The sequence below is a fragment of the Glaciecola petra genome (assembly GCF_031846345.1).
Taxonomy (GTDB): domain Bacteria; phylum Pseudomonadota; class Gammaproteobacteria; order Enterobacterales; family Alteromonadaceae; genus Glaciecola; species Glaciecola petra.
Genome location: NZ_JAVRHX010000005.1, coordinates 186,210 through 210,903 on the forward strand (window position 1 = coordinate 186,210; position 24,694 = coordinate 210,903).

18 protein-coding genes are annotated in these 24,694 nt (G+C 40.4%); 9 read left to right on the forward strand and 9 right to left on the reverse strand.

From position 1 onward, the window contains the following. The first annotated feature begins 149 nt into the window (after positions 1-149). Positions 150-2,093: an acetate--CoA ligase gene (gene acs / locus RM552_RS15230; protein ID WP_311369725.1), complete on the forward strand. Its 1,944-nt coding sequence runs from the start codon at positions 150-152 to the stop codon at positions 2,091-2,093. A 2-nt stretch (positions 2,094-2,095) separates the two neighbouring features. Here the strand turns inward: acs and RM552_RS15235 are convergent, their stop codons facing one another. After that, the gene (locus tag RM552_RS15235; protein WP_311369726.1) at positions 2,096-5,542 is read right to left on the reverse strand and encodes a PAS domain-containing hybrid sensor histidine kinase/response regulator; all 3,447 of its coding nucleotides are present in this window, start codon (positions 5,540-5,542) and stop codon (positions 2,096-2,098) included. Positions 5,543-5,819: 277 nt separating this feature from the next. Here RM552_RS15235 and RM552_RS15240 point away from each other — a divergent pair, with 277 nt between their 5' ends. The 5 genes from RM552_RS15240 (at position 5,820) to RM552_RS15260 (ending at position 11,026) form a co-directional block, all read left to right on the forward strand. Continuing rightward, positions 5,820-6,071 carry a DUF4212 domain-containing protein gene (locus RM552_RS15240; RefSeq protein ID WP_311369727.1) on the forward strand — a complete coding sequence of 84 codons (252 nt, stop codon included), beginning with the start codon at positions 5,820-5,822 and terminating at the stop codon, positions 6,069-6,071. After that, a complete protein-coding gene (locus tag RM552_RS15245) occupies positions 6,071-7,810 on the forward strand; it encodes a sodium:solute symporter family protein (RefSeq protein WP_311369728.1) in 1,740 nt (579 codons plus the stop codon). The genes RM552_RS15240 and RM552_RS15245 overlap by 1 nt, the downstream gene beginning before the upstream one ends. Positions 7,811-7,983: 173 nt before the next feature. Continuing rightward, the gene (locus RM552_RS15250) at positions 7,984-8,454 is read left to right on the forward strand and encodes a hypothetical protein (RefSeq protein WP_311369729.1); all 471 of its coding nucleotides are present in this window, start codon (positions 7,984-7,986) and stop codon (positions 8,452-8,454) included. A 62-nt stretch (positions 8,455-8,516) separates the two neighbouring features. Further along, a complete protein-coding gene (locus tag RM552_RS15255; RefSeq protein ID WP_311369730.1) occupies positions 8,517-10,349 on the forward strand; it encodes a DUF294 nucleotidyltransferase-like domain-containing protein in 1,833 nt (610 codons plus the stop codon). Beyond that, complete coding sequence (locus RM552_RS15260; RefSeq protein WP_311369731.1) at positions 10,349-11,026, forward strand: 3'-5' exonuclease; 678 nt, start codon at positions 10,349-10,351, stop codon at positions 11,024-11,026. The genes RM552_RS15255 and RM552_RS15260 overlap by 1 nt, the downstream gene beginning before the upstream one ends. Before the next feature lie 62 nt (positions 11,027-11,088). Here the strand turns inward: RM552_RS15260 and RM552_RS15265 are convergent, their stop codons facing one another. From RM552_RS15265 to RM552_RS15275, 3 genes are all read right to left on the reverse strand, one after another. Then, the gene (locus RM552_RS15265) at positions 11,089-12,255 is read right to left on the reverse strand and encodes a DcaP family trimeric outer membrane transporter (RefSeq protein ID WP_311369732.1); all 1,167 of its coding nucleotides are present in this window, start codon (positions 12,253-12,255) and stop codon (positions 11,089-11,091) included. 210 nt (positions 12,256-12,465) lie between these two features. Then, positions 12,466-14,136, reverse strand: coding sequence for a cisplatin damage response ATP-dependent DNA ligase (locus tag RM552_RS15270; protein ID WP_311369733.1), 1,671 nt, complete (start codon positions 14,134-14,136; stop codon positions 12,466-12,468). Beyond that, on the reverse strand, positions 14,136-15,167 hold the full coding sequence (locus RM552_RS15275) for a ligase-associated DNA damage response exonuclease (RefSeq protein ID WP_311369734.1): 1,032 nt from the start codon (positions 15,165-15,167) through the stop codon (positions 14,136-14,138). Before RM552_RS15275 ends, RM552_RS15270 begins: the two co-directional genes overlap by 1 nt. A gap of 151 nt (positions 15,168-15,318) precedes the next feature. On the opposite strand from RM552_RS15275, the gene RM552_RS15280 reads away from it, so the two are divergent. Then, complete coding sequence (locus tag RM552_RS15280; RefSeq protein ID WP_311369735.1) at positions 15,319-17,802, forward strand: ligase-associated DNA damage response DEXH box helicase; 2,484 nt, start codon at positions 15,319-15,321, stop codon at positions 17,800-17,802. 3 nt (positions 17,803-17,805) lie between these two features. Further along, entirely contained in the window at positions 17,806-18,519 is a 714-nt protein-coding gene (gene pdeM / locus RM552_RS15285) for a ligase-associated DNA damage response endonuclease PdeM (RefSeq protein ID WP_311369736.1), read from the forward strand. Between the two features lie 75 nt (positions 18,520-18,594). Here the strand turns inward: pdeM and RM552_RS15290 are convergent, their stop codons facing one another. The 4 genes from RM552_RS15290 to folM are packed head-to-tail and all read right to left on the reverse strand — an operon-like array spanning position 18,595 to position 23,358. After that, positions 18,595-19,494, reverse strand: coding sequence for a carbon-nitrogen hydrolase (locus RM552_RS15290; protein ID WP_311369737.1), 900 nt, complete (start codon positions 19,492-19,494; stop codon positions 18,595-18,597). Further along, complete coding sequence (locus RM552_RS15295; RefSeq protein ID WP_311369738.1) at positions 19,491-20,543, reverse strand: agmatine deiminase family protein; 1,053 nt, start codon at positions 20,541-20,543, stop codon at positions 19,491-19,493. Before RM552_RS15295 ends, RM552_RS15290 begins: the two co-directional genes overlap by 4 nt. Positions 20,544-20,575: 32 nt before the next feature. After that, positions 20,576-22,648, reverse strand: coding sequence for a TonB-dependent receptor (locus RM552_RS15300; protein ID WP_311369739.1), 2,073 nt, complete (start codon positions 22,646-22,648; stop codon positions 20,576-20,578). Next, entirely contained in the window at positions 22,648-23,358 is a 711-nt protein-coding gene (gene folM / locus RM552_RS15305; protein WP_311369740.1) for a dihydromonapterin reductase, read from the reverse strand. The genes RM552_RS15300 and folM overlap by 1 nt, the downstream gene beginning before the upstream one ends. A gap of 158 nt (positions 23,359-23,516) precedes the next feature. Between folM and folE the strand changes: the two genes are divergently transcribed. After that, entirely contained in the window at positions 23,517-24,206 is a 690-nt protein-coding gene (gene folE, locus RM552_RS15310) for a GTP cyclohydrolase I FolE (RefSeq protein ID WP_311369741.1), read from the forward strand. A gap of 53 nt (positions 24,207-24,259) precedes the next feature. Here the strand turns inward: folE and RM552_RS15315 are convergent, their stop codons facing one another. Beyond that, positions 24,260-24,694, reverse strand: coding sequence for an acyl-CoA thioesterase (locus RM552_RS15315; protein ID WP_311369742.1), 435 nt, complete (start codon positions 24,692-24,694; stop codon positions 24,260-24,262).

Here is a 24,694-nt window from a genome sequence, read left to right on the forward strand (position 1 = left end):
TATCGACGCAGTAGACCTCTAACTATTAGCTATATTTAATGATTTTTTTTGCGGTTCGACAATAAAGTTAATGCCAAGGTCGAATTTTGCTTTACACTAATTAGAATAGTGCTATCGATTAAATAACATCTGCTTCATGGAGATACCATATGAGTGTTAAACAATACCCAGTGCCAGCATCCCTAACAAACGATACTCATTTTGGTGAATCTGATTATTTAGCGATGTATCAGGCTTCGTTAGACGATCCTACTGCTTTCTGGGCCTCACAAATTGAAGAACTCGATTGGATTAAAACGCCCACTATTATTCAAAATACTAATTTCTCTCCAGATAGTTGTGAAATAAAATGGTTTGAAGATGGTCAGCTTAACGCAAGTTATAATTGTATCGACCGTCATTTACAGCACAGCGCTGAAAAAGTTGCTATTTTGTGGGAAGGTGATTCTCCAGAGCATTCTGAAAAAATCACCTATCAAAAACTGCATTATGAAGTTTGTAAATTGGCAAATGGACTGAAAAAACTGGGCGTTGAAAAAGGTGATTGTGTAGCGATTTATATGCCAATGGTGCCACATGCAGCTTATGCTATGCTCGCATGTGCCCGCATAGGTGCTGTGCATTCAGTTATTTTTGGTGGTTTTTCACCCAATGCCATTGCCGATAGAATCAACAATTGTGATGCAAAGCTTGTCATCACTTCTGATGAAGGCCGTCGTGCAGGACGTTGTGTGCCGTTAAAAGCTAACGTAGATGAAGCGATTTCAAACGGTGCTTGTCCAAGTGTGACTGCGGTTGTTACCCATAAATTAACAGGCGCTGACGTCGCCTTCAATAATGTACAAGACGTTTGGTGGCATGAGTTAATAGAAGATTGTAGCGCTCAGTTTGAGCCAGAAGTCATGGATGCAGAAGATCCGCTTTTCATTTTGTATACATCAGGTTCGACCGGACAGCCAAAGGGTGTCGTTCATACAACGGGAGGTTATTTACTTTATACCTCGCTGACATTCCGCTATGCCTTTGATTACAAACCAGATGATATTTATTGGTGTACTGCTGATGTAGGTTGGATTACTGGCCACAGCTATATGACCTATGGCCCATTGGCAAACGGTGCATGCCAAGTATTTTTTGAAGGCGTGCCTACTTATCCTGATATCCGCCGCGTTGCACAGATTGTCGAAAAATATAAGGTCAACAGTTTGTATACGGCTCCTACGGCGATTCGTGCATTGATGGCACATGGCGAAAAACCGGTAGAAGGTTGTGACTTGTCGTCGTTGCGTATTTTAGGTTCAGTGGGAGAACCCATTAATCCTGAAGCATGGGAATGGTACCACAGAGTAATAGGGCAGAGACGTTGTCCAATAGTTGATTCGTGGTGGCAAACCGAAACTGGCGGTATGATGATAGCACCACTTCCATGTGCTACGGCGTTAAAACCTGGTTCTGCAACTCGTCCATTGTTTGGTATTAATCCTGCTTTATTTGATGCTGATGGCAATGAACTAGAAGGTGCGAGCGAAGGAAATCTTGTCATTAAAGATAGTTGGCCTAGTCAGGCTAGAACCGTTTATGGTGACCATAAGCGTTTTATCGAAACATATTTTAGTACTTACCCCAAGGTATACTTTACGGGCGATGGCGCACGTCGAGACGAAGACAGTTACTATTGGATAACCGGTCGTGTAGATGATGTATTAAACGTATCTGGTCACCGTTTAGGTACGGCTGAAATTGAAAGTGCCTTAGTCGCGCACCGAGATATTGCTGAGGCTGCTGTAGTTGGTTTTCCTCACAATATTAAGGGTCAAGGGATTTATGTTTATGTGTTACCAAACGAAGGTACTAGCGTAACTGAAGAGTTAACGACTGACGTAAAGCAATGGGTCAGAAAAGAATTGTCACCCATTGCCACTCCTGATCTTATTCAATGGACAAGCGGTTTACCGAAAACGCGCTCAGGTAAAATTATGCGCCGTATACTACGTAAAATTGCGGCCAATGAGTATGATCAGCTAGGTGATACATCTACCTTGGCCGATCCAACTGTGGTTGCTTCGTTGATTGACAAACGCTTAAATCGCTAACGCTATTTAGATGCAACGTCGACGTTACGTATATACTTAGTCATACTCTGTATAAGCGCTCGTAATTTACCTGGCTTTAAAGGTTTAGATAAATAATTGACACCTTGATCACTGCACATCTTTAAAAGATCGTCGTCTCTTTTTGCGGTCACTAAACACGCCGGCAGTATTGTATCGAGTTGTCGACGTAGCAAATCAATTATTTCTAGACCATCAGGGCCTTTACCTAATTGGTAGTCAACCAATAGTATATGTGGTTGAAGTTCTTTCGCTACGCTACATGCTTCTTTATAAGACCTAGCTAAGCCTACCTCTATTCCCCATTTTACTAGTAAGATTTGCATTGCATCTAGATTTTCTTGTTGATCATCTATACACAAAATCTTTAGCTTGCTAAAGATCGAATTAACGGGGCTTTTTATTACTTTTGGAATCTCAGGCGCGGGCACACTTGTAAACTCAATATCAAAGCATGAACCTTTTCCTTCTTCAGACTCGACTTTGATTGTACACGGCAATTGTTGACTTAGTCTTTTAACAACGCCAAGACCCAAGCCAATTCCTTGCTCACCAGTATTTTCAACACGATAAAAGTCGCTAAAAATGGCGGCTTGTTGAAGCTTTAATATGCCTATGCCGGTATCTCTAACTTGTATTAAGATTTTGTCAGCGCGTTTCCTTACCGTTAATAGTACTTTCCCTTTTTTTGTATATTTTACTGCGTTAGATACCAAATTTAAGATTATGCGATACAAGTAAGTCTTATCTGTACTGACCCAGCACTCTACTCCTCTAAACCTAAGACTTAAGCCTTTGGCTTTAGCCTTCATGCTCATTTCGTTGACGATGGGTTGGATAGTTTCAATAACATTAACCGTTTCTATAAAAGGTTTCATCTCGCCGCCATCAAGTCGAGATATATCGAGTATTGTACTAATAAGTGATTCGCTTGAAACCACAGAATCGCTAAGTTTTGTTAATATATTGTTTGTATCTTCGTCAAACTTGGTTTCTTGGAGCGCGCTTAGATATAATTTTGCGGCATTTAAGGGTTGTATAACATCATGACTTGCCAGCGCTAGAAAGCGTGTTTTACTATCATTTGCATTTTCAGCCTCTTTTTTAGCTCTAATGAGACTTTTCTCGAGCTCGGTTCGCCTTCCTATTTCTAAGCGCAATTCGGCGTTAATGGAATGCACTTCCTCGGTGCGTTTTTCGACGCGAGCTGCAAGGTTAATATTAGACTCTTTCAACTCTTCTTGTGCAATTACATAGCCGGTAATATCGTGGTAGCTAATGACAAACCCGCCTTCAGGAAGGGGGTTACCGACCATTTCTATGACATGACCATCAGCACGATTCCGTCTAAATTTATGCGGAGTACCATTGCGAAGCAATGTCATTCGTTCTTCAACCTTGCTGTCTACGTCTTTACTTTCTATTTCATCTTGAATAACGTTGTGTATTACCAAGGGTTCTATTGGCGCACCAACAAACACCAAATCTTCGGGGTAGTTGAACAAACTCGTATAACGTTTATTCCAAGCTATTAACTTGAGTTCTTTATCTATGACACTGATGCCCTGATCGATGTTTTCTAAAGAAGTCAGTAATGCGCTCATGTTAAATTGCATTGCTTGTGCCGTTCCATCAAAGAAGTTAACCACGTCAGTAATATCTAATGATTTTCCTCTAATAAGACTTTCGATAAGCGCTCGCGCGCTTGAAGAGCCAACCACGCCGCCTAAGGCTCGCTCACAAAACGCCAACATATTTTGGTCAACAACTTCGTTATTTTTCACATTACCAAGCGATTTATTTTCATACACTTCAAATAATTGGTCACAACGCTTTTGTCCAGTAAACTTACTAATTAGCGTTTTTAGGTCGTTGACACTCACAGATACCGTTTTATTTTCGCTAAATTGCTCTCCTAGACTAGTTGGCTCTACGAACATTTTTGCTTGAATACGATCTACAAATGTTGGCTTTGTAAGTAATGAAAAGATGACATAAAAAGTGACATTAGCGAGTAAACTATATAGCGCTCCCAGGCTAAAAAGATGGGTTTGATTACCGGCATTAATTGCGCCTTCTACTGGACTAGTTGAAGGAATAAATAAGAATAAAAGCCAGACTAAAAACCCTGCTAATAAACCAGCATACACGCCGTGAGCGTGCCCTTTTTGCCAATACAAGCCCCCGACAATGGATGGCAATAATTGAATCACTAAGGAAAACGCTAACAAACCAATAGATGACAAAGAAACTTGATTGGTCATTTGCAGCTGATACAAAAATGCTAACAACAAAATACCAAAAATGATGAAACGACGTATGTGTTTTATGCGTTTTACCCTGTTAATACCCGCATATGTTTCGCTATCCATTAATTTGGGCAAGACTAAGTCATTGGTTATCATGGTACTAAGTGTGAGAGTCGCAACAATTATCATTGCGGTAGCCGCAGAAAGTCCGCCGATAAAAACGACAATTTGCAATAGGATTAAATCTGAAAATAAGGCTATTCCCATCACGTAATTGTCGGCGTCCATGCTCTGTTGTGCAAAAATTACTTTTCCCGCTGCAGCAATAATCGGAATGGTTAAAGCGATTAATATCAAATAGCTTGGAAAAAACCAACGCGCGGTTTTTAGATGATCTATTTTTAAATTATCAATTACGGCCACATGAAACTGCCTTGGCAAACAAATAACAGCAGCACCAGCCATTAAGGTTTGCATCCAAAAATCAAAAGAAACAAAAGACTGTAAAGCTTCTGTGGTCGAATATTCAAAAAGAATAGATTCTGTATTTGCCTGTGACCAATACCCATAAGCAATAAAGGCAACCAATACAAGTGCTATAAGCTTAATGCAAGATTCAAGAGATATTGCCAATATTAAACCTCGTCTGTATTCGGTTACATCAGTGTTTCTTGTACCAAAATACATCGCAAATAAGGCGATGAAACTCGTTGCTAGTATAATAATGATATTGGTGTTTTCTAGATTAGTGATAACTTGGAAAGTGGCACCTATCGCTTTTAGTTGAAGTGCTACGTATGGAATAGTCGCTAATAATGCAATAACAGTGACCAACAGTGCTACTACTTGACGTTTACCATAACGAGAGCTAATAAAGTCGGCTATGGTACTAATATGTTGCTTTTTACTGACGTGAGTCATTTTGTAAATAAAACGAAAAAAGACCACATATACAATGACGGGGCCCAGTAAAATAGGCAAGTACATCCATTGTTGACTACTGGATTGGCCGACAGCGCCAAAGAAGGTCCACGCGGTGCAATAAATCCCCAATGCAAGGCTATAAACAAATGGGTGAGAGGTTAAGCTCCTAGCTTTAGGAGAGTCAGAATCACCCCAACGAGCGACCCAAAAGAGAGCTGCTAAATAAGCTATAGTCAAGGCTAGCCAAGCAAAAGACATAGTATTCCCTAAACAATTAAATTTTTTTCTTACTCTATCACAAACTTCATTAATCCCAATCTACATACAAAAAATTAACAAGTTTTGAAGGGCCTAAGCACTTTAATTTTGAGCCTAGACTAAAGTTTTATATCAAAAAATTAACATTTATATAATATTTGCTGCGGGGATGAAAAGATAGCGACCATTAAATAAGTTGATGTCTATTTATTCATCGCATTTTATTACTTTACACCAAGTGACTTGTTATGGCGCTTGGCGTTTCTAGGAGAAGTTTGTGGAAAGTCAAAGCACATATTGGCAAGAAAACCTTCGTCTAATCTTAATCTGTCTGGTCATTTGGTTCATCGTATCATTTGGTTTCGGTGTTTTATTGGTTGACGAATTGAATAACATTCGCCTTGGTGGATACAAATTAGGGTTCTGGTTTGCGCAACAAGGGTCTATTTATGCCTTTTTAGGTCTCATTTTCTGGTACGGAAAGAAAATGAACGACCTTGATAAAAAATATAATGTCGAGGATAAGTAATGGAAGAGTTAAAGATTTACACTTATATCGCAGTTTTTGGCACTTTCGGCCTCTATTTCGCAATTGCGATTTGGGCACGAGCTGGGTCAACTAGCGAATTTTATGCAGCCGGTGGTGGCATTACGCCAATGCAAAACGGCATGGCAATTGGTGCAGACTGGATGTCAGCAGCGTCGTTTATTTCAATGGCGGGTTTAATTGCTTTTTTAGGGTACGGTGGTTCAGTTTTCTTAATGGGCTGGACAGGCGGTTATGTATTGCTTGCACTTTGTCTCGCACCCTATATGAGAAAACACGGCAAGTTTACCGTCCCAGAATTCATCGGTGATCGCTTTTATTCGCGAACCGCAAGAATTGTGACAATTGTTTGTCTTATCATTGCCTCAGTAACATATATTATTGGACAAATGAAAGGCGTTGGCGTTGCATTCTCTCGCTTCTTAGAAGTTGAGTATGACACGGGTCTTTATATTGGTATGGCTGTTGTATTCTTTTACGCAGTATTGGGCGGAATGAAAGGTATTACCTATACACAGATTGCTCAATATATTGTGTTGATTACTGCATATACTATTCCTGCTGTCTTTATTTCTTTTCAACTAACCGGTAACCCTATTCCACAACTTGGATTAGGTTCAACATTATCTGATGGCAGCGGTGTATATCTATTGGATAAACTTGATTTGGTGGTAACAGAACTAGGCTTTAAAGAATATACCACCGCGAAAATGGGCGGCACACTGAATATGTTCGCATATACAATGTCGTTAATGATTGGTACGGCTGGTTTACCTCACGTTATTATGCGTTTCTTTACAGTACCATCAGTTAAAGCTGCTCGTGCATCAGCTGGTTATGCATTAATATTTATTGCGTTATTGTACACTGTAGCACCTGCTGTAGGCGCAATGGCTAGATTGAACTTAATGAACACTATAGAACCAGTGGCAGGGCAGAACTTAGAATATGAAGCACGTCCACAGTGGTTTAAAGAGTGGGAAAAAACCGGTTTATTAGAGTTTGAAGATAAAAACGGTGATGGAAAAATCCAATATAGTGCTGATGCAGCTACCAATGAGATGGTAAAAGTTGACAGAGACATAATGGTGCTTGCTAATCCATCTATTGCAAACTTGCCAAATTGGGTTATTGCATTGGTCGCCGCCGGTGGTTTAGCCGCTGCGCTATCTACTGCTGCAGGTTTGTTACTGGCAATATCATCGTCAATTTCGCATGATTTATTAAAAGGAATTCTGACGCCTGATATGACAGATAAAACAGAACTACTTGTAGGGAGGATTGTCATGTCGGTATCGATTCTATTTGCGGGTTATCTGGGGCTCAATCCCCCAGGGTTTGCTGCCGGTACTGTTGCTTTGGCCTTTGGGTTAGCTGCATCTTCAATATTCCCAGCATTAATGATGGGTATATTCTCTCGTAACATGAATGATAAAGGTGCAATTGCGGGTATGTGTGCTGGTTTAGGGATAACAATGCTTTACGTATTCCAACACAAAGGAATCATGTTTATCCCAGGTACTTCATTCTTAGGTTCAATGGAAGATAGTTGGTTCTTAGGTATCTCTCCTAATGCCTTTGGTGTTGTTGGTGCGTTAGTGAACTTTGCTGTAGCATTTGCTGTGTACAAAATGAGCAAACCGGCACCACAAGAAATCAAAGACATGGTTGATAACTTCCGCTCTCCTCATGGAGAAGTTGCGGTAGCCCATGACCACTAAGTAGTAAGTAGTCAATTGATGCTGGTTGTGTGGCAAAATATGCCAGGCATCAGTTGACTATAATAGAGTATTTATAAAAGACCTCTATTAATTATGAGGTCTTTTTGATGTAAGTTAATCTGTGTTTTAGCAAAATCAGTTGTTAACTACGAATTTAAAAATAGGTCTCCATCATGTTCATAAAATCATTCAATAAGCTTAATCGTCATACAAAAATAGCCATATTTATTGCACCAATTTTAATGATACTAGGTTTTGCCGCTTCAGATTTATGGATATCAAACAAAGCCGAAGAGGCACGTTTTTTTGAAATGAAAGCTGAAAGTCAAAATTGCGATATTGTGAATGATAAATGTATTTTAAGCTCTGGAGAATTCAAGATTAGCGTTTACGAACAGGAAGGGTTAACAACTTTAAATTCAACTTTTCCGCTTGATACAGCAACTTTGTTTTTGGTCGATGAAAACGAGCAAGCAACAGCATATCGAATGGGAATGAAAGACAGCCCTTATTATTGGTATCAAGTTACGCCAATAGCATCACAAGCACAGTTCCCTGATAGTCAGCAAAAAGTACGCTTTATTGCTACAGTTAAGGGTGGGCAATATATTGCAGAGTTTTATAGCACAACCAGTGGAGGATAGCTTATTGCTATAACTAGCCGGTATTTGAGATACCTTTTTACCTTACGCTTTAAGGAAGCATCATGGCTGCAATCGTCCAACAAATAAGCGAATATTTAAGCCAACAGAGTCCCTTTGATGAACTTGACCAAGCCTTAATCAACGATATTTCGCAAGCAAGTGCTCTCATCTATTTAACTCAAGAAAATAGTAGTAACTTACTGGCCAAATACCCCCAATGCTTATATTTAATTCAAAACGGTCAATTTGCTATAAAAGATAGCAGTGCTCCAATAAAGCACTTGAGCGATGGTGATTATTTTGGTTTTCCCAAGCTGCTAGATTCAGTCGATTATGGACTAACCGTAGGAGTAGATAGTCCGGGGATCGTATTATGTATTCGTGCAGAATTTTTCGAAACCGCAATGGAAGACGAAAAATTCAAAGCCTTTTTTGATGCGATACATGAGAATTCGTTACAAAATAAAGCTGTTACTGATACCAATTCAATGTGGTTGTACAAACCATTGTTTGAAGTGGTGCAAAATAAGCCTGTTTGCGTTGAACCAATGCTGAGTGTGCAGTCGGCAGCAAAAATAATGGCTGAAAATAATGTATCGTCTGCGCTTGTGATGGGGCAAGATGGGCTTCAGGGGATTTTAACTGACCGAGATTTACGTAAGCGGGTACTAGCGATAGGCTTAGATATTAATACCCCCGTGCATGAAGTGATGACGAAATCACCTATATTCTTAACAAAAAATAAGACCATATTCGACGCTATCTGCACTATGAATGAGCACTCAATAAATCACTTGCCAATTTTTGATGCGCGAACAAACAAGCCTTTTGGCATGATCACCAATACAGATATATCCAGACAGCAACGAACAAATGTGGTGTTTGTTATCAGCGATTTGTCAAAATCTACGAGTATCGAAGAGTTATCAGCAGGGGCAAAACAGGTACCACAATATATTGTTAGTAATGCACAGCGCGCTGGCGATTTTGATATTGCAGGTAAGGTTTTGGCACAAGCAACTGACATCATGACCCGAAAACTGATTAAATTCTTTCAACAAGAGAATGGAAAGGCCCCCATGTATTTTTGTTGGTTAGTGTTTGGTTCACAAGCGAGAGAAGATCAAACAATGGGGTCTGACCAAGATAATGCATTGTTACTCGCTCGCGAACCCACAGCCGAGCAAGCTGAATATTTTGAAGCACTAGCCGATTATGTGTGCAAGGGCTTAGGGAAGTGCGGGATCAAGCTGTGTGATGGTAATATTATGGCGAGCAATCCAGCGCTCAGGCTATCATTAGACGCTTATAAAAATGAATCTAAAAAGTGGGCGAGTAATTTAACTAGTCAAGCGATACTCGATTTTAATATTTATTTAGATGTTCGAGCAGTGGCGGGTGACGCAAGATTGCTGAATGAACTACAAGAGATGCGTAAACCTATTTTCCAGAAGTCGATTTTTTTAGCCGCATTGGCCCGCAGCGCTAATGAAGTGAGTGTGCCATTGTCGATGTTTCAAAAGTTTGTATATGCTAAAGGTGAATCCCATAAGGACAGTATCGATATCAAAAAATCGGCGGTGTTAATTATTAACAACATCGTTCGCATCTATGCACTTGCTAGCGGCGTAACCATACCAAATACGGTAGCCAGATTGAATAATTTACCAGCTAACTCTGGTCTTTCTCCCAGAGATAGACAAAATCTCCGTGATATTTGGATCTTGATGAATCGTTTGCGTTGGCGACACCAGTTAACCAATCAAGTTGACGATAACCTTGTAAGAATATCCGACTTATCATCAATAGAAAAACATCAATTAAAAGCTGCTTTTCAAGCAATTCATAGAGTTCAACAAGCTGTTGTATTGAAATTTTCAGGAGGCATAGGATAGTGTTGTCGGCTTTAGGTTCTCAATTAGCCCGTTTATTTTGGGGACATTATCCTATAAATGAGACATTTTTACATTGTGCACAATCTGAATTACCGTTCATTTCAATCGACTTAGAGTTAACAAGTTTAGAGACGGAAACTGCCAAAATAACTTCCATTGGTTGGGTAAAAGGTAAAATGAATGAAGTAGATTTGGCCACAGCTGAATACGATGTTGTTCGTGCCAGTGGCGACCTTTTTCAAAGTCCTGTCATTCATGGTTTATGCGCTAAAGAAATTGCATCAGGATCACATATTAGAGAAAAAATAGAAGCACTTAGAGAATATGCAGATTCGCACATATGGGTGTTTCACAATGCTGCACTCGACATGAGCGTTTTGCAGAGAGTTTCTAAACTACTAGGCTATGAACCTTTAATCATCTCCACTATCGATACCATGTTATTGCAAGTTTATATTATGGAAAAGGCCCATGGTTTTGTGCCTGGCGGCAGTGTCACGTTAAGTAACGCGCGCGCACATTACAATTTAATCGAAGCTCCAGAACATAATGCATTAGATGATGCTGTTGCCACACTAAGTTTATTATTTGCTCAGTTTCATGAGCTCGACAAAAAAGGTGTGGCAAGCCTTCGCGATTTAGCGCATACACGTGCTATCAGAACTTATCAGCTATAGTTTTTACGCAATAAAAAAGGGGACCAATTAGATCCCCGAGATGTCACTATTTTTGTGATAGTTTAGAAAGCATACTTCATAGAAAACTGAAGTCTATTCATGTCGCCATCAGCGCCACTTTCAAGTTCTCGGTCAGCTATAGCAAACTCACCACCTACCATAATTTTAGAATTCACCTGATACAGCAGGTTAGCGCGCATACTTTTTGTCGACTTGATAGCGCCAACGCCGGTTAGAGCTGTATCAGCATCGCCATTATATGCTGAGTAGGTAAAGTTTGAACGCCATTTGCTATTCCACACATGTCGATATGCAATTGCGAAACCGCTTGAGTCAATCGTTTCTAATTGGCCATCTGCAGTTATTACCCCACCGTTTTGCGCATTAAGTGCCGCATATCGGCCAAGGCCTGAACCCGTAAATACTGAGAAACGAATGTCGTCTTTTTTGCCAACTTTTACTTTACCTGTCACGCTAATACCAGCCGAAGAAACAGTGTCATCAACAGCATCGTTGTTGTTATATGATAATTGTCTAACTAAGCCAGCGACTTTAATATGTCCCCAGTCGGCTTTATGTGTATATCGAGCAACTAAATCTGGAACAGCATTATCGTCTGCGACAATACGACCGCCGCCACCAAACGGTGTGATGGTTGACTCTGGGTTTTCAAGTGCAAATTCCCAACTACCACTTGTGTATTTAACTAGCATTTGTCTAGCAAATATTATCCCATCAGTCGAACCAATAAAATCTAATGTTTCGGGCAATGCAGATGTGTCCATGAAGGTTGTCCAAGTTTGTCCAACCGTCCAATTTTTGTATGAGATAAATGCATGTCTGATACGCGGCGTGTAGCTATTACTGATTCGCTCATTACCATTTGGTGTTACAAGAAAATCTAATTCAATAACGCCGGTGACAGAATCGCCATCTACCGGCGTAGTGGTTGTTAGACGAAATCTTGACTGGCGTCCATGGGCGTCAAATTGTGCGCCTTCAGATTCACCACCTACAGGTGTTAATGATGGGATATAAAAGTCGCGTCCAAGGTTTCCGCTACCTAATGATCCATCTGAATAATCAGAAAACATTGCATCTGCTTTAATATAGCCAGAATATTTAACTGAGGTACCGCCAAATGTTTCAGCTTGTGATTGAAATGAAGCGGCGCCTACTAAAAGTGCTATTCCGACAGCTTTGGATAATGGTGTAAGTTTACGAATCATGTGCTTGCCTTGTGTTATTAATTTGTAAAAAATTTATTAATTTGCTTGGCTAGTCTATTCGTTTTTATCATTATTCAAATAAGCGATTGGTCTATCATACTATGGTAGGATGGACACCTCGGGATTTAGTGGAACTGGATTTGTCAGTTGATATAGTCTCAACTTCTGTTATGCAAGAAAAAACGCGACAACTTGCAAGCTTAACTACCTTTAATTAGCTATTAATTTAATTAGATTTTCGAGAGGATCCGCTTCGCCCGCAGGCTTGTCCCAGCGAATTCGATTGATGCGTGGGAAACGCAAAGCAACTTTCGACTTGTGCCTGTTAGACGGGTGTACCGCGTCAAATGCAACCTCAAATACGAGCGCTTTTTTTACTTCCTTGACCGGACCAAATCGACCAAGTGTATTGCGCCTTACCCATGTGTCTAACTTTTTTAATTCTGCGTCCGTAAAGCCTGAATACGCCTTCCCCACTGGCAATAATTGTCCATCTTGCCAACAACCAAAGGTAAAGTCAGAATAGTAGCTTGAGCGCTTACCATGCCCTCGTTGCGCATACATTATCACTGCATCAATCAGCTTTGGCTCTCTCTTTAATTTGTACCATTGGTTTTTTGGCCTGCCAGCGACATATTTGCCTAACTTGTTTTTCAGCATGATCCCTTCAATATAACCATTGGAAAGTTTGCTGGCTTGTGTCTTTAAATTAAGCAAATCTTCGGTGGTAGCAAAAGCAAGTAATTCAGATGGATAAACATCAATATGTTTATAAGGCTGCAATAAATTAGCTAAAGCAATTGACCGCTCTTTGAGCACTAACCCTCGGTATTCGCAAGAAGGAGTATCAAGCACATCGTAGGCAATAAATCCTACGGGTATTTCTAACATTAATGCTTTACTTGGCTTTTTCTTGTTTAAACGTTGTTGAAGTTGATTAAAACTAGCAATGTGAGCGTAATTATCTTTCTCACAAATATTGCTCTTATCAGGATTAAGCGCTAATAATTCACCGTCGAAACGCCCATATAGGTCAGTACTAAGGACTTTATTAATCAAGTCTGGAAAGCTTTTGGAAATATCATCGCCGTTACGACTATAAAGTGCCGCACCTTTTTCTGTTCTTAGCAATTGAGCCCGAATCCCGTCAAATTTCCACTCTGCTTGCCAGTCGGCTAAATCTAATTTATCTAGGTCAGACGGCAATAATGGATGTGCCAACATGACAGGCTGAAAGGTCAGTTTGTGGCTTGTTTCTGGACGCTTTTCTTTGCCTTCTAACCATGCCAATAAATCACAGTAAGGTGGCTCAACTGCATGCCATAAGCGTTCAATTTGTTCAATATCAACAGCATTGTTAGGTGTGCATTCTTTTGCATATTCTGCTAATATTTTTTTCAAAAATCGGGTAGATATCCCAATTCTTAATCCACCAGTTCCTAGTTTGATCAATGCCCATCTTTCCGCTGGGCTAAGCGCATCCAACAAAGCGGCAAGGTAGGGTTTAACATCCTTTTTAGCCAGCGTTTTAAACATAGTAACCACGTCGTGCAAACTGGGGACTGCATTTATCGTGTCTGGATTATCTTTTTTTATTCCCCTCTCAATAGTGGATGACCATAACAGGGCAACTGTTTCGCTCATTTCACCCACATAGTCATAACTCAAATCAAATAATAAGGGGTCAATGCGCTCGGTGATTAACTCTTTTATTACGCGGCGTTTGAAAAAATCAAAGTGTAAGTCGCCCGCGATAGCGGCAATTGCCCAGCCTCTATCTGGGTCGGGTGTTGTTTTTAAATAGTTGATTAGTAGGCCCGCTTTTGCCTTATTGCTGTTAATAAAGTAAAGGCTATCAACCAACTTAGCAAAATTACGCACTAGCGCTTTTCCTCGTCAACAAAAGCGTCTTCATTATCGCTATAACCGACTAAACTTAATGCCTTTGCCTTATATCCCATTTTTTGTGCCTGATGCACTAGTGCCTGTTCGCGGCCATGGGTTACCCATACTTCTTTAGGATTCACTTCTTCAATAGTGCGCAATAAATCGTGCCAGTCGCTATGATCTGAAATAATGAGCGGTAACTCAGCACGCCGTTGCTTGCTACGCGCTCTTATTTGCATCCATCCCGAAGCCATGGCGGTCATTACTTGAGGTAATTTGCGCGACCATCTATCATTTAAAGCAGATGGTGGGGCAAGTACTATTTTACCTTTTAATATAGATAAATCCTCCAGCATAGCTACCTCGACAAGCTCTCCTAGATCGATATTATAGCGTTGATATAACTGGCATAACTTAAGCAACGCGCCGTGAATGTATATCGGCGAGTGATAGCCGAGCTTTCTCAAGGCCAATATTAACCTTTGGCATTTACCTAGAGCATAAACGCCAACCAAATGGCAGCTTTCTGGTAACAGGGCTAGAGAATCTAATAGCTTTTGAGTTTCGTGTTCAATATCGGGGTGTTTAAACACCGGTAAGCCAAAAGTTGCTTCAGTGACAAAAACGTCACATGGCACTGCCTCAAAGGCTTCACAGGTATCGTCTGGCTGTCGTTTACAATCTCCAGTATGAACCAAGCGTTGATTTTTGTATTCGATTAACACTTGAGCTGAGCCTAAAATATGACCCGCAGGGAAAAGTGTAAAGCTAGCTTGGTTGAGAGTTTGCATTTGTCTATACTCCAAAGCATAAGTCGCTTTGGCATGGTCTTCACCATAACGAATCGCCATGATGTCTAACGTTGCTTGAGTAGCATAAACATTAGTATGGCCCCCTCTAGCATGATCGGCATGGGCGTGAGTGATAATGGCGTTATTAACCGCTTGCATTGGGTCGATATAAGCATCGAGTGGCTTACAATAAAGTCCGTTCTTGTCTGTTTTTATCCACTTTTCGGGGTGCACGCGATTCTCTTGTATACGTTTACTTATAATAGTCTGGTACGCTTATAAGCTCTGAACCGATTAATAGTTTTATTCACAAGGGCATGAGTAAACTTAAGTCCGTCGTAAAAAGTATAAATATCCTGTTGATAATCATAAAAAGGTAAAAGCGTTGACCGCAGTAAAACGAGGGATTATTCCGAGCGCTTTTAAAGAGTGGTTTAGCGCTAAGCATTGGAAGGTTAGGCCGTATCAACAAAAAATGGTAAGCGCCTTTGCTAATCAGGAATCTACTTTACTGATTGCGCCAACAGGCGCTGGCAAAACCTTGTCTGGATTTTTGCCTAGTTTGATTGATATTGATAAAGGGCTTTCTAGCGGCAAACGGCAACAAGAAATAGGTTTGCATACATTGTATGTATCGCCTCTTAAAGCTTTAACATACGATATCAATAGGAACCTTTCAGCCCCCATTGAACAGATGGGCTTAGCCATTACCGTGGACGCTAGAACAGGTGATACCACTGCGTATAGGCGACAAAAACAGCGTAAATCCCCCCCTAATATATTATTAACTACGCCTGAGTCACTGATGCTAATGTTGTCTTATGCTGACGCCGCGAAGATTTTTGCTAATTTAAAATGCGTCATTGTCGACGAAGCTCATTCATTTGCTAACAGTAAAAGAGGTGACTTTATGTCCTTAGCTTTGGCGCGATTACGCTGGCTAAATAGCTCTTTTATTCGAGTTGGTTTATCTGCCACCGTTGCGCATCCAGAGTCTTTGGCTAATTGGTTGGGCCCCAGCGGTGAGCCGGTTAATATTTTAAAAGCAAAAAGTGCAGTTAAACCCAAAGTATCAATACTCACTAATCGTCAGCATATTCCTTTTGGTGGGTATATGGCTAAATATGCTCGTAAAGAAATACTAAATGCCATCACTAAAGCGCAAACTAGTTTAGTTTTTGTCAACACACGTGCTCAAGCCGAGTTGATCTTTCAGAGTCTATGGGAGATAAATTCTGACGCGCTACCCATTGCGATTTACCATGGTTCTTTGAGCAAAGAGCAACGCACCAAAACTGAAGCACTTATGGCCGAGGGTAAATTAAGAGCTATAGTGGCAACGTCGGCATTAGAATTAGGCATTGATTGGGGTAACGTTGATTTAGTGATTCAAGTTGGCGCGCCCAAGGGGGTCAGCCGCTTAATGCAACGCATCGGTCGCTCTAATCACACTCTTGATGAACCCTCAAAAGCGCTCTTGGTCCCAGCTAATCGTTTTGAATCTTTGGAATGTTTGGCTGCGATCAAGGCTATTAAAGCAGGGGACTTAGATGGAGAGCCGCCAATTTCAGGCTCACTCGATATTATTCCGCAATATATTATGAATTGCGTATGCAGCCAAGCTACTACTCCCGAGTTGGTATATTCGCAAATTTTAGATGCCGCGCCTTATTGTGGTGTCGATAAGTCAACCTTTGATCAATTGTGGGCATTCACTTATGACGGTGGTTATGCGCTAAAAGGCTACGAAAGATATAATCGACTGAGTCAAAACGAAGATGGTTTTACACCATCAAATAAACGCGTAATCATGCGTCATCGGCAAAATATAGGCACTATCGTTGAAGCCGGACGCTTAAGAGTAAAGAAGCTCAGACGAGCGCATCAAGGTAAAATCATTGGCGAAGTAGAAGAATATTTTGCCCAACAATTGGTCAAGGGGGATAGTTTTTATTTTGCTGGTGAAGTGTTGGTGTTTGAAGGTATCAGGGATATGATGGTGGAGGCGCGACCAGGTAAAGCAAAAGAGCCGAAAATTCCCAGTTATATGGGAGGTCAAATGCCACTTTCTACTTATTTAGCGGATGCTGTTCGAAGCTTGATCAATCAGCCAAAGGCGTGGCAAAAATTACCAAAATTAGTGCGAGATTGGCTGCAATTGCAACAAGCATTCAGCCATTTACCTTCCCAAACTAAATTATTAATTGAACATTTTCCTTATCGAAAATCACAAACTACGCTTTTCTACACATTTGAAGGTCGAAAGGCAAATCAAACCTTAGGCATGTTGATCACTAGGCGAATGGAAAAGCAAGGTCTCAAGCCCTTGAGCTTTTCAATAACCGACTATGGCTTGTCTATAGCCTCAATAAATACAATTCAGGCAGATGATATTACAACACTATTTAATCCCGATATTTTAGGCGATGAATTAGAAGATTGGATGCTTGAAGCTAGCATGCTTAAACGTAGTTTTAGGCAGGTAGCTGTTGTCAGCGGTTTGATTGAACAGCAGTATCATAGTAGCAAAAAAACCATGCGTCAGGTCACCTTTTCCACTGACTTAATTTACGATACTTTGCGCGAATATGAGCCGGACCATGTACTATTAAAAGTCACAAGAGAGAATGCACAACGCGAATTATTGGACCTTGAACGCACAGCAACTTTGTTGTTTAGATTTCATCAAAACTTTGAGTTTATAAGTCTAGCTAAACCTTCGCCTATGTCCATTCCTATTGTGTTAGATGTGCGCAGTGAACTAATAACAGGGGCAGGTACACAATCGTTGCTCGAACAAGCCAATTTATATCAGGAGGCAGTATTAATGCTGGACGATGTAAGGCTACTCTTGGAAGGGAATAACTAACAAATGTTATCGGCAGAAGCACTTAAAGAGCTCATTCAGCAACATAAAGTTATTCCGATTCATTTTGGTACTCAAAGCTTATTACTTGCCGCTGATGGAGTATTAATATGGCCCCGATATGATGCAATTATTTTTAGTGATCTGCATCTAGAAAAAGGTAGCTTTTTAAGTCAATTTTCAAATCCAATACCGCGTTTAGATAGTCGAAATACACTAACCAGAATCCAAAACTGTTTAGAACGTTATGCCTGTAAATGGGTGATATGTTTAGGTGACTCTCTACATGATGGCAACGCGGTTAATCGTATGGAAGATACCGATTTGAGCTCTTTAAATGAGCTAGTGAACACAACACATAGATGGACTTGGGTGCAAGGTAACCATGACCCTGATATACCAAAGGTAGTGCTGGGTGAGCGCTCTGCAAACATTCAGCTCGATGGCCTTTTATTAACTCATGAGCCCGAAAATCTTGCATTATTTGACGATATTTGCGCACAAATTGTTGGACACTTTCATCCTAAATTGACTATCAAATTGGCAAATAGAAAAGTAAACGGCAAGAGTTTTTTACTCGATGACAAAATTTTGATTATGCCAGCTTTTGGCAAATATACAGGGGGCTTAGACAGCGACGACCTTGCTTTTAAAGCTTTAGTGAACGATAAATTACGTTCTCGTTATTTAATGCACGGTGCAAGCATATATAAAATATAATGAAAGGTTTTAGCATTTATTATTTTGATGCCAGTATTCGGCACCCAAGCTAATCGAAGGTAGCGAGCTATTAGGCTACTTATCGTCAATCCAGCGTTTGTTTAAATCTTTATAAGCATCGATTCTGCGGTCTCTGAAATAAGGCCATATGCGTTTTATTTGTTCCGTTTTGTGTAAGTCTATTTCGCTGACAAGTGTTTGTTGTTTTTCATCACTGGCTAGCGCGAGGATTTCACCTTGTGCGCCGGCTACAAAGCTATGTCCCCAAAATTGGATGCCTGGGTCACCTGCAATTGGAGAAGCTTCAAACCCTACTCTATTGGCTACAACAACAGGTAATGAATTAGCCACAGCATGTGAGCGTTGGATGGTTACCCATGCATCTTGTTGACGTTGTTGTTCCTCATCTGAATCATGGGGGTCCCAACCAATTGCGGTTGGGTAAAACAAGATGTCGGCTCCTGCCATGGCCATTAGTCTCGCCGCCTCTGGGTACCACTGATCCCAGCATACCAAAACACCAAGCTTGCCTATACTCGTGCTGATCGGTGTAAAACCTAGGTCACCGGGTGTAAAATAAAACTTTTCATAAAAACCGGGATCATCAGGAATATGCATTTTGCGATATATACCAGCAATTTCGACGCTCTTATCAAATACCACAGCTGTATTGTGATAAAGACCGCTTGCGCGCTTCTCAAATAAGGAAGTGATCAACACTAGCTGTAATTCTTCTGCCAACTTGCCAAAAAACTCGCTACCTTCTCCAGGGATAGGCTCAGCCAAATCAAACATATTTACGTCTTCACTTTGACAAAAGTACAGGCTTGAATGAAGTTCCTGCAAAAGCACACAATGACAGCCTTGAGCGGCTAATTCACGAATGTTTACCGCTGACGCTTGCCAGTTTTCACGCTTATTATTGCTTTTGATTGCCTGTTGAACCAGGCCAACTTTTAATCTTGATGCGGTCATAATTCACACACTCCTAATTGCGCCTGAGCCAAAATTTCTGATTTTAGAGTGTTTATGGGTACTTGCATACTCACGCAATGTAAGCTGCCATATTGTTGTACTAGACTAAGACAATCTATTGGTACTATCTTATAGTTTGCGAAAGCCTCCTGCATGACACTCAAGGCTTCATTGTCCTCTTCTTGCTGGTAGATAGGCATTAAAATATGCTTATTCAGAATCAAGAAATTGGCATAAGAAGCCGGTAACCTATCACCTTGAGTATTTTCGATATAAGGTAAAGGGAGGCTAAATATTTTATAATTGGGGTAGCGTTTTTTTAATTCGTTGTACAAACGCAATAAACTATTAAAGTGTGGGTCAGCAGGACGATTATTCGCACTTTGCACCACAATACCCATCAGTGGTGTGAACCTTGCCAGAGTGTCTATGTGCCCATCGGTGTCGTCGCCTTCTAGTTTACCATGCTTTAAGATATCGACAGATTTTGCACCTAAATATTGTTTGAACAAGTCAATATACTCGGGCGCGGACATATCGCCGTTACGTTTTGGATTAAATAAACAAGAAGCGGTTGATAACAATTGCTGGTTCTCATCAATTTCGACGGCTCCGCCTTCTAGCACAAGCGGGACATGCAACATTTTGTGGCGACACAAGTCTGCCAATTGCTCATTTACTTTATTGTCTAATTCAGCAGCAAACTTTTGCCCCCAAGCGTTAAACAAAAAGTTTAGCGGAACATTTTTATGATGGTTACTAACGGTTAAAAAACCATAATCTCTTATCCATGTGTCATTGTAGTTTATGGCGATAAGCGCCACTTTCAAAGAAGGTTCAAGCCTTCTTTTAAGCTTGCTCAGTTCGTTTTCGTGGCAAAGTAAAATGATGCAACAGCCAATTTCATCGATAGCCTGAATTAGATTAAAGTATGTTTGCTGAGTTTCGGTGAGGTTAGTCGCCCAATCAGTTTTTGCGGTAGGCCAGGCCAATAAAACAGCTTCTTGGTCAGCCCATTCAGGCAATAATGTATATTTTTTCAAATTCATTTATTTGGTGATCATTGTATAAAATGTGGAAGCTAGTATACCCATGTCAAATTTACGAAAGCTCTGCGTCCTTGTCCAACAAAATATCGGTAAGCACCAAAAGCGAAATCAGCCCGCTCGGCATAAGCCTGGTTACCCACATTAAAAATTGACAAGCTAGCTCGTAGGTTTTCAGAATATTGATAATTGAGATCAATATCAATGAGTTTATGACCCGCATATTCTGCGGTGTTTTGTGGATTTAAATAATATTCATCGAGCCATTGCCAGCTCAAATGCATATCGATTTTATCATTTACAAGATAGTTAAGATTGGCTTTTGCCATCCATTTAGGTGCAGTGTCTATGTAATTTCCTGCTATGTCATCAGACAAGTTAATGTCACTTTGTTTATACGTGTGTTCAGCATAACTAATATGACCAGAAAACCACAAATTTTTGTTTAATGTTTGTTGCAATTCGAGTTCAGCACCACGGTGGGCGGTTTTTGCCCCAGTAACATTTTGTCTGTTGCTATCTTGAAAAATAACGTCTTGTTTAGCCATAGTATAAGCAGCAAAATGAACAAGCGTTGTTCTACTTTTAAACCGAGTGCCTAATTCAAACGCTTCCATGTTTTCAGTATCAATATCACTCACTAATTGATTATTTTGAAGCCTAAATAGCTCGGTAGCTTGGGGTGCTCTATAACCTTGTGCAAACTTAGCATAAATCGACCAATCTTCAGACGCTATGTACTGAACGTTAATGCTAGGTGACATTGCCGAAAAACTTCTCTTTTGATCCTCAGGCCGCGTAAATCTGCACACTTCTACTGTAATAGCACATGCACTCACTGAATCAGTCAAATTGTTATAATCGTATTTGGTATTCTCAAAACGAGCGCCAACGCGCAAACGCCATTTTTCGTATCGCCAAAAACCTTGTAAGTATCCTGCCGATAGTTGTGCTTTTACGCGATAGTCATAATGCAGTCCGGCGGGAATATTTGGAGAAAAATCATCCTCTTGAGTTTCTTTTAGTTTGCCACTTGTATGGTCAAAGTCTACCCCTGCTATCCAATCTATATTATTTGCACTAAACGTATATTGTGATTGTAAACCAATGCTTGTATGAGCATTTTCTTCAAGCGCTTGCCATGGCAAAAAGTGTTGTAAAAAAGCCATTTGATTCCATCGGATATAGGGAGTTAAGGTTAACTCGCCAGCTTTAACATTACGCGAAAAAGCACTGTAAGCTCGCAGGGATTTTACATCTCTGTATGCTTCAGGGTTAGGGTTAGACTTTCGAATATCGTCATCTTTAAAACTTTCAAACCCGCGAATAAATCCTGCTGTTTCTTGATTGAGATTATTAACATCAATAAGACTCTTATTCGACCATATTTTCCCTTTCGATTGGTAAATACTGGTCATTTTTTGTTGGTCATAACCGCTTTCACTTTGATAACCGTTTTCTTGTGTGATGTTAATCAAATTGAGCCACGCTGAATCATCACCTTGTGTGCCAACAGCATGACTTAAGCGAGTAAAATCATTGGCGCCTGCATCAAGGCTTAAGGTGTTTTCTGTATGAGCAAATGCATCTTGAGACATGATATTGATAACACCGTGCAAGGCGTTACCACCATATAAAGTACTTGATGGCGAGCGCAAAACTTCAATTCGTCCAGCTTGTTCATAATTAGCATCGAACAATTGATTTGCATTACAAAAGCCAGATGCGCGCAAAGAAATACCATCTAGTCCCATAAAAAAGGCACCACAACTGCCAGCGCCAGTAAGTACCGGTGAGCGAATCGCACTTAGATGTTCCTGACCGTTGCCTCTACTTATCCATGTTCCTGGCACATTGGCTAATACTTGGTTGATGTGTTGTGCCGATAAGTCTTGAATATCAGATTGTAGTTGAATGCTAAGACTATCTGGGGTTTGGGTAACAGGCTCTGCTCGTTTACTGGCGGTGATTGCAATCACTTCCATATTGGCGGTAGGTTGTTTATCAGTTTCCTCATTTTGTACGCTAAACGCAGGGCTTGACACAATTGCTAAGTAAAATGTAAGTGTAGCAACAACATATTTTCCTACTTTCGATTTACTTTGCATTACTTCAAATGTCTCCCGCCATTTAAATGCAGGGTTTGCCCTGTCACATAATCACTGTTGAGCAAAAAGTTCACCGCTTTTACTGCTTCTTGAGCGCCGGGGCAAATACCTAATATCGATTTTGACAAAGCTTTTTGTTTGTATTGTTCGGTGTCGTCAATATTGAACATTAGCAACGAAGGTGCAATCGAGTTTACTTTTACGCTTGGCGCGAGCAAGCTGGCAAACGATAGCGTCAGGTTATGCAAAGCTGCTTTGCTAGCCGCATACGCTATATGTTTGTTACTGCCTTTGTCTTGCACATAGTCAGTCATGTGAATAATATCAGCATGGTCTGTAAGCATTTCTTTGCAGGCTAAATTTATCTGATAAGGTGCGCTAACGTGCACTTGCATCATTTTTTGCATAATTTGGGCAGCGTCTAAACCACTTGCCATGCCACTCTTTTCGCTGTCCCAGTCAGATGCATTGTGAATAATTGCACGTATACTTTGAGCATGAGATTGTATTTCATTTATACAAGCTGCTATGCCATTGTCAGTGCTAAAATCAGCCTGAATAGCGATGCAACCCTGCGCGATCAATTCATCAATCGATGGCTTTTTACTACGATATGTTATAATTACCTTAAATTGACGACTAAGTAGGTCTTTGGCAATAGCAAGGCCGAGTCGCTGCGCACCGCCAGTAATGAGTATTGGAGCTGACATTCTTATGTAGTGTTCCTTTATTAAATTGGAAAAGCTTAAGCACAGGTTTACGTAAAAAGGACGCGCTAAGATCCTAACAATACGGTGAATTTGAGTTTAATTGTAAACCAGCTAAGTTTATTTGCGTATAAAAGCTTAAATTAAAAATTGGACGAATAATGTTAGCAAACGAAAAAATTGTAATGCATGGAGCCAGTAACAAGATATCTTTGAGCCCTCAAGCCATTCTTGTTCGAGATGCTTTGCTAGCCGCAGGCCTAGAAACACCCATGATAGAAAATGGCCTAAGTGCAGACGAAAAAAGAGTCAAAATAGAACAGAACATGTTTGAAATAATGCAGACGCTAGGCTTAGATCTAAGCGACGACAGTTTACAAGACACGCCTAAACGTATCGCTAAAATGTACGTCAACGAAATTTTCTCAGGTTTAGATTATTCGCATTTTCCGAAAATCACGCAAATAGAAAATAAAATGAAAATTGATCAACCAGTTCAGGTAACTGACATTAGTTTAACCAGTACCTGTGAACATCATTTTGTGACAATCGATGGCACCGCGACAGTCTCTTATATCCCAAATAGAACGGTTATTGGTTTGAGTAAGATAAACCGCTTGGTTGCTTTTTTCTCGCAACGACCGCAAGTTCAAGAGCGTTTAACACAGCAAGTTATGGTAGCTTTGCAGGCATTGACAGGTACCAAAGACGTTGCGGTTAGCATTAACGCGACTCACTATTGCGTTAAAGCCCGTGGCATTAGAGATACCAATTCATATACAAAAACATCATCTTTAGGTGGTGCATTTAATACAGACCGAGATTTACGTAAAGAATTCTTCCAGCAATAGTTTGTTGTTCACGCCAGTTGAATCAATTTTTAACTGGCTATTTCCCTCTGTTGTTATTTCAATGCCTTTGAGAGTGCTGTTAATAATGTACCTGATATAGGCCTAGGTCGCCGGTCAGCTCGGTTAACAAAAACATGGGTCATTTGCCCTTCAGCGCATGCGAGCTCTTGTCCATGTTTAAAAATTCCTAAGCTATAATCGACTGAACTACTTCCTATCCTAGTGACCTTAAGACCGCCCATCAACTTATCGGGAAAAGAAATGCTAGTGTGGTAATTACAATGAGAATTAACGATTAAACCGATAATATCTCCGGCATGTATATCAAGTTCGGCTTTTTCTATTAAATAACGATTCACAATGGTATCAAAATACGAATAATAAACGACGTTATTCACATGACCATATATGTCGTTATCCATCCAACGGGTATCGAGTTCAATACAAATTGGGTAGTCGGTTAATAAAGCGCGTTTAGCTGATGACAT

Bases quoted from the DNA above. Each gene is read 5' to 3' on its own strand.
- acs (WP_311369725.1), top strand. From the start codon at position 150: ATGAGTGTTAAACAATACCCAGTGCCAGCATCCCTAACAAACGATACT.
- RM552_RS15235 (WP_311369726.1), bottom strand. From the start codon at position 5,542: ATGTCTTTTGCTTGGCTAGCCTTGACTATAGCTTATTTAGCAGCTCTC.
- RM552_RS15245 (WP_311369728.1), top strand. From the start codon at position 6,071: ATGGAAGAGTTAAAGATTTACACTTATATCGCAGTTTTTGGCACTTTC.
- RM552_RS15250 (WP_311369729.1), top strand. From the start codon at position 7,984: ATGTTCATAAAATCATTCAATAAGCTTAATCGTCATACAAAAATAGCC.
- RM552_RS15255 (WP_311369730.1), top strand. From the start codon at position 8,517: ATGGCTGCAATCGTCCAACAAATAAGCGAATATTTAAGCCAACAGAGT.
- RM552_RS15265 (WP_311369732.1), bottom strand. From the start codon at position 12,255: ATGATTCGTAAACTTACACCATTATCCAAAGCTGTCGGAATAGCACTT.
- pdeM (WP_311369736.1), top strand. From the start codon at position 17,806: ATGTTATCGGCAGAAGCACTTAAAGAGCTCATTCAGCAACATAAAGTT.
- RM552_RS15290 (WP_311369737.1), bottom strand. From the start codon at position 19,494: ATGACCGCATCAAGATTAAAAGTTGGCCTGGTTCAACAGGCAATCAAA.
- RM552_RS15295 (WP_311369738.1), bottom strand. From the start codon at position 20,543: ATGAATTTGAAAAAATATACATTATTGCCTGAATGGGCTGACCAAGAA.
- RM552_RS15300 (WP_311369739.1), bottom strand. From the start codon at position 22,648: ATGCAAAGTAAATCGAAAGTAGGAAAATATGTTGTTGCTACACTTACA.
- folM (WP_311369740.1), bottom strand. From the start codon at position 23,358: ATGTCAGCTCCAATACTCATTACTGGCGGTGCGCAGCGACTCGGCCTT.
- folE (WP_311369741.1), top strand. From the start codon at position 23,517: ATGTTAGCAAACGAAAAAATTGTAATGCATGGAGCCAGTAACAAGATA.
- RM552_RS15315 (WP_311369742.1), bottom strand. From the start codon at position 24,694: ATGTCATCAGCTAAACGCGCTTTATTAACCGACTACCCAATTTGTATT.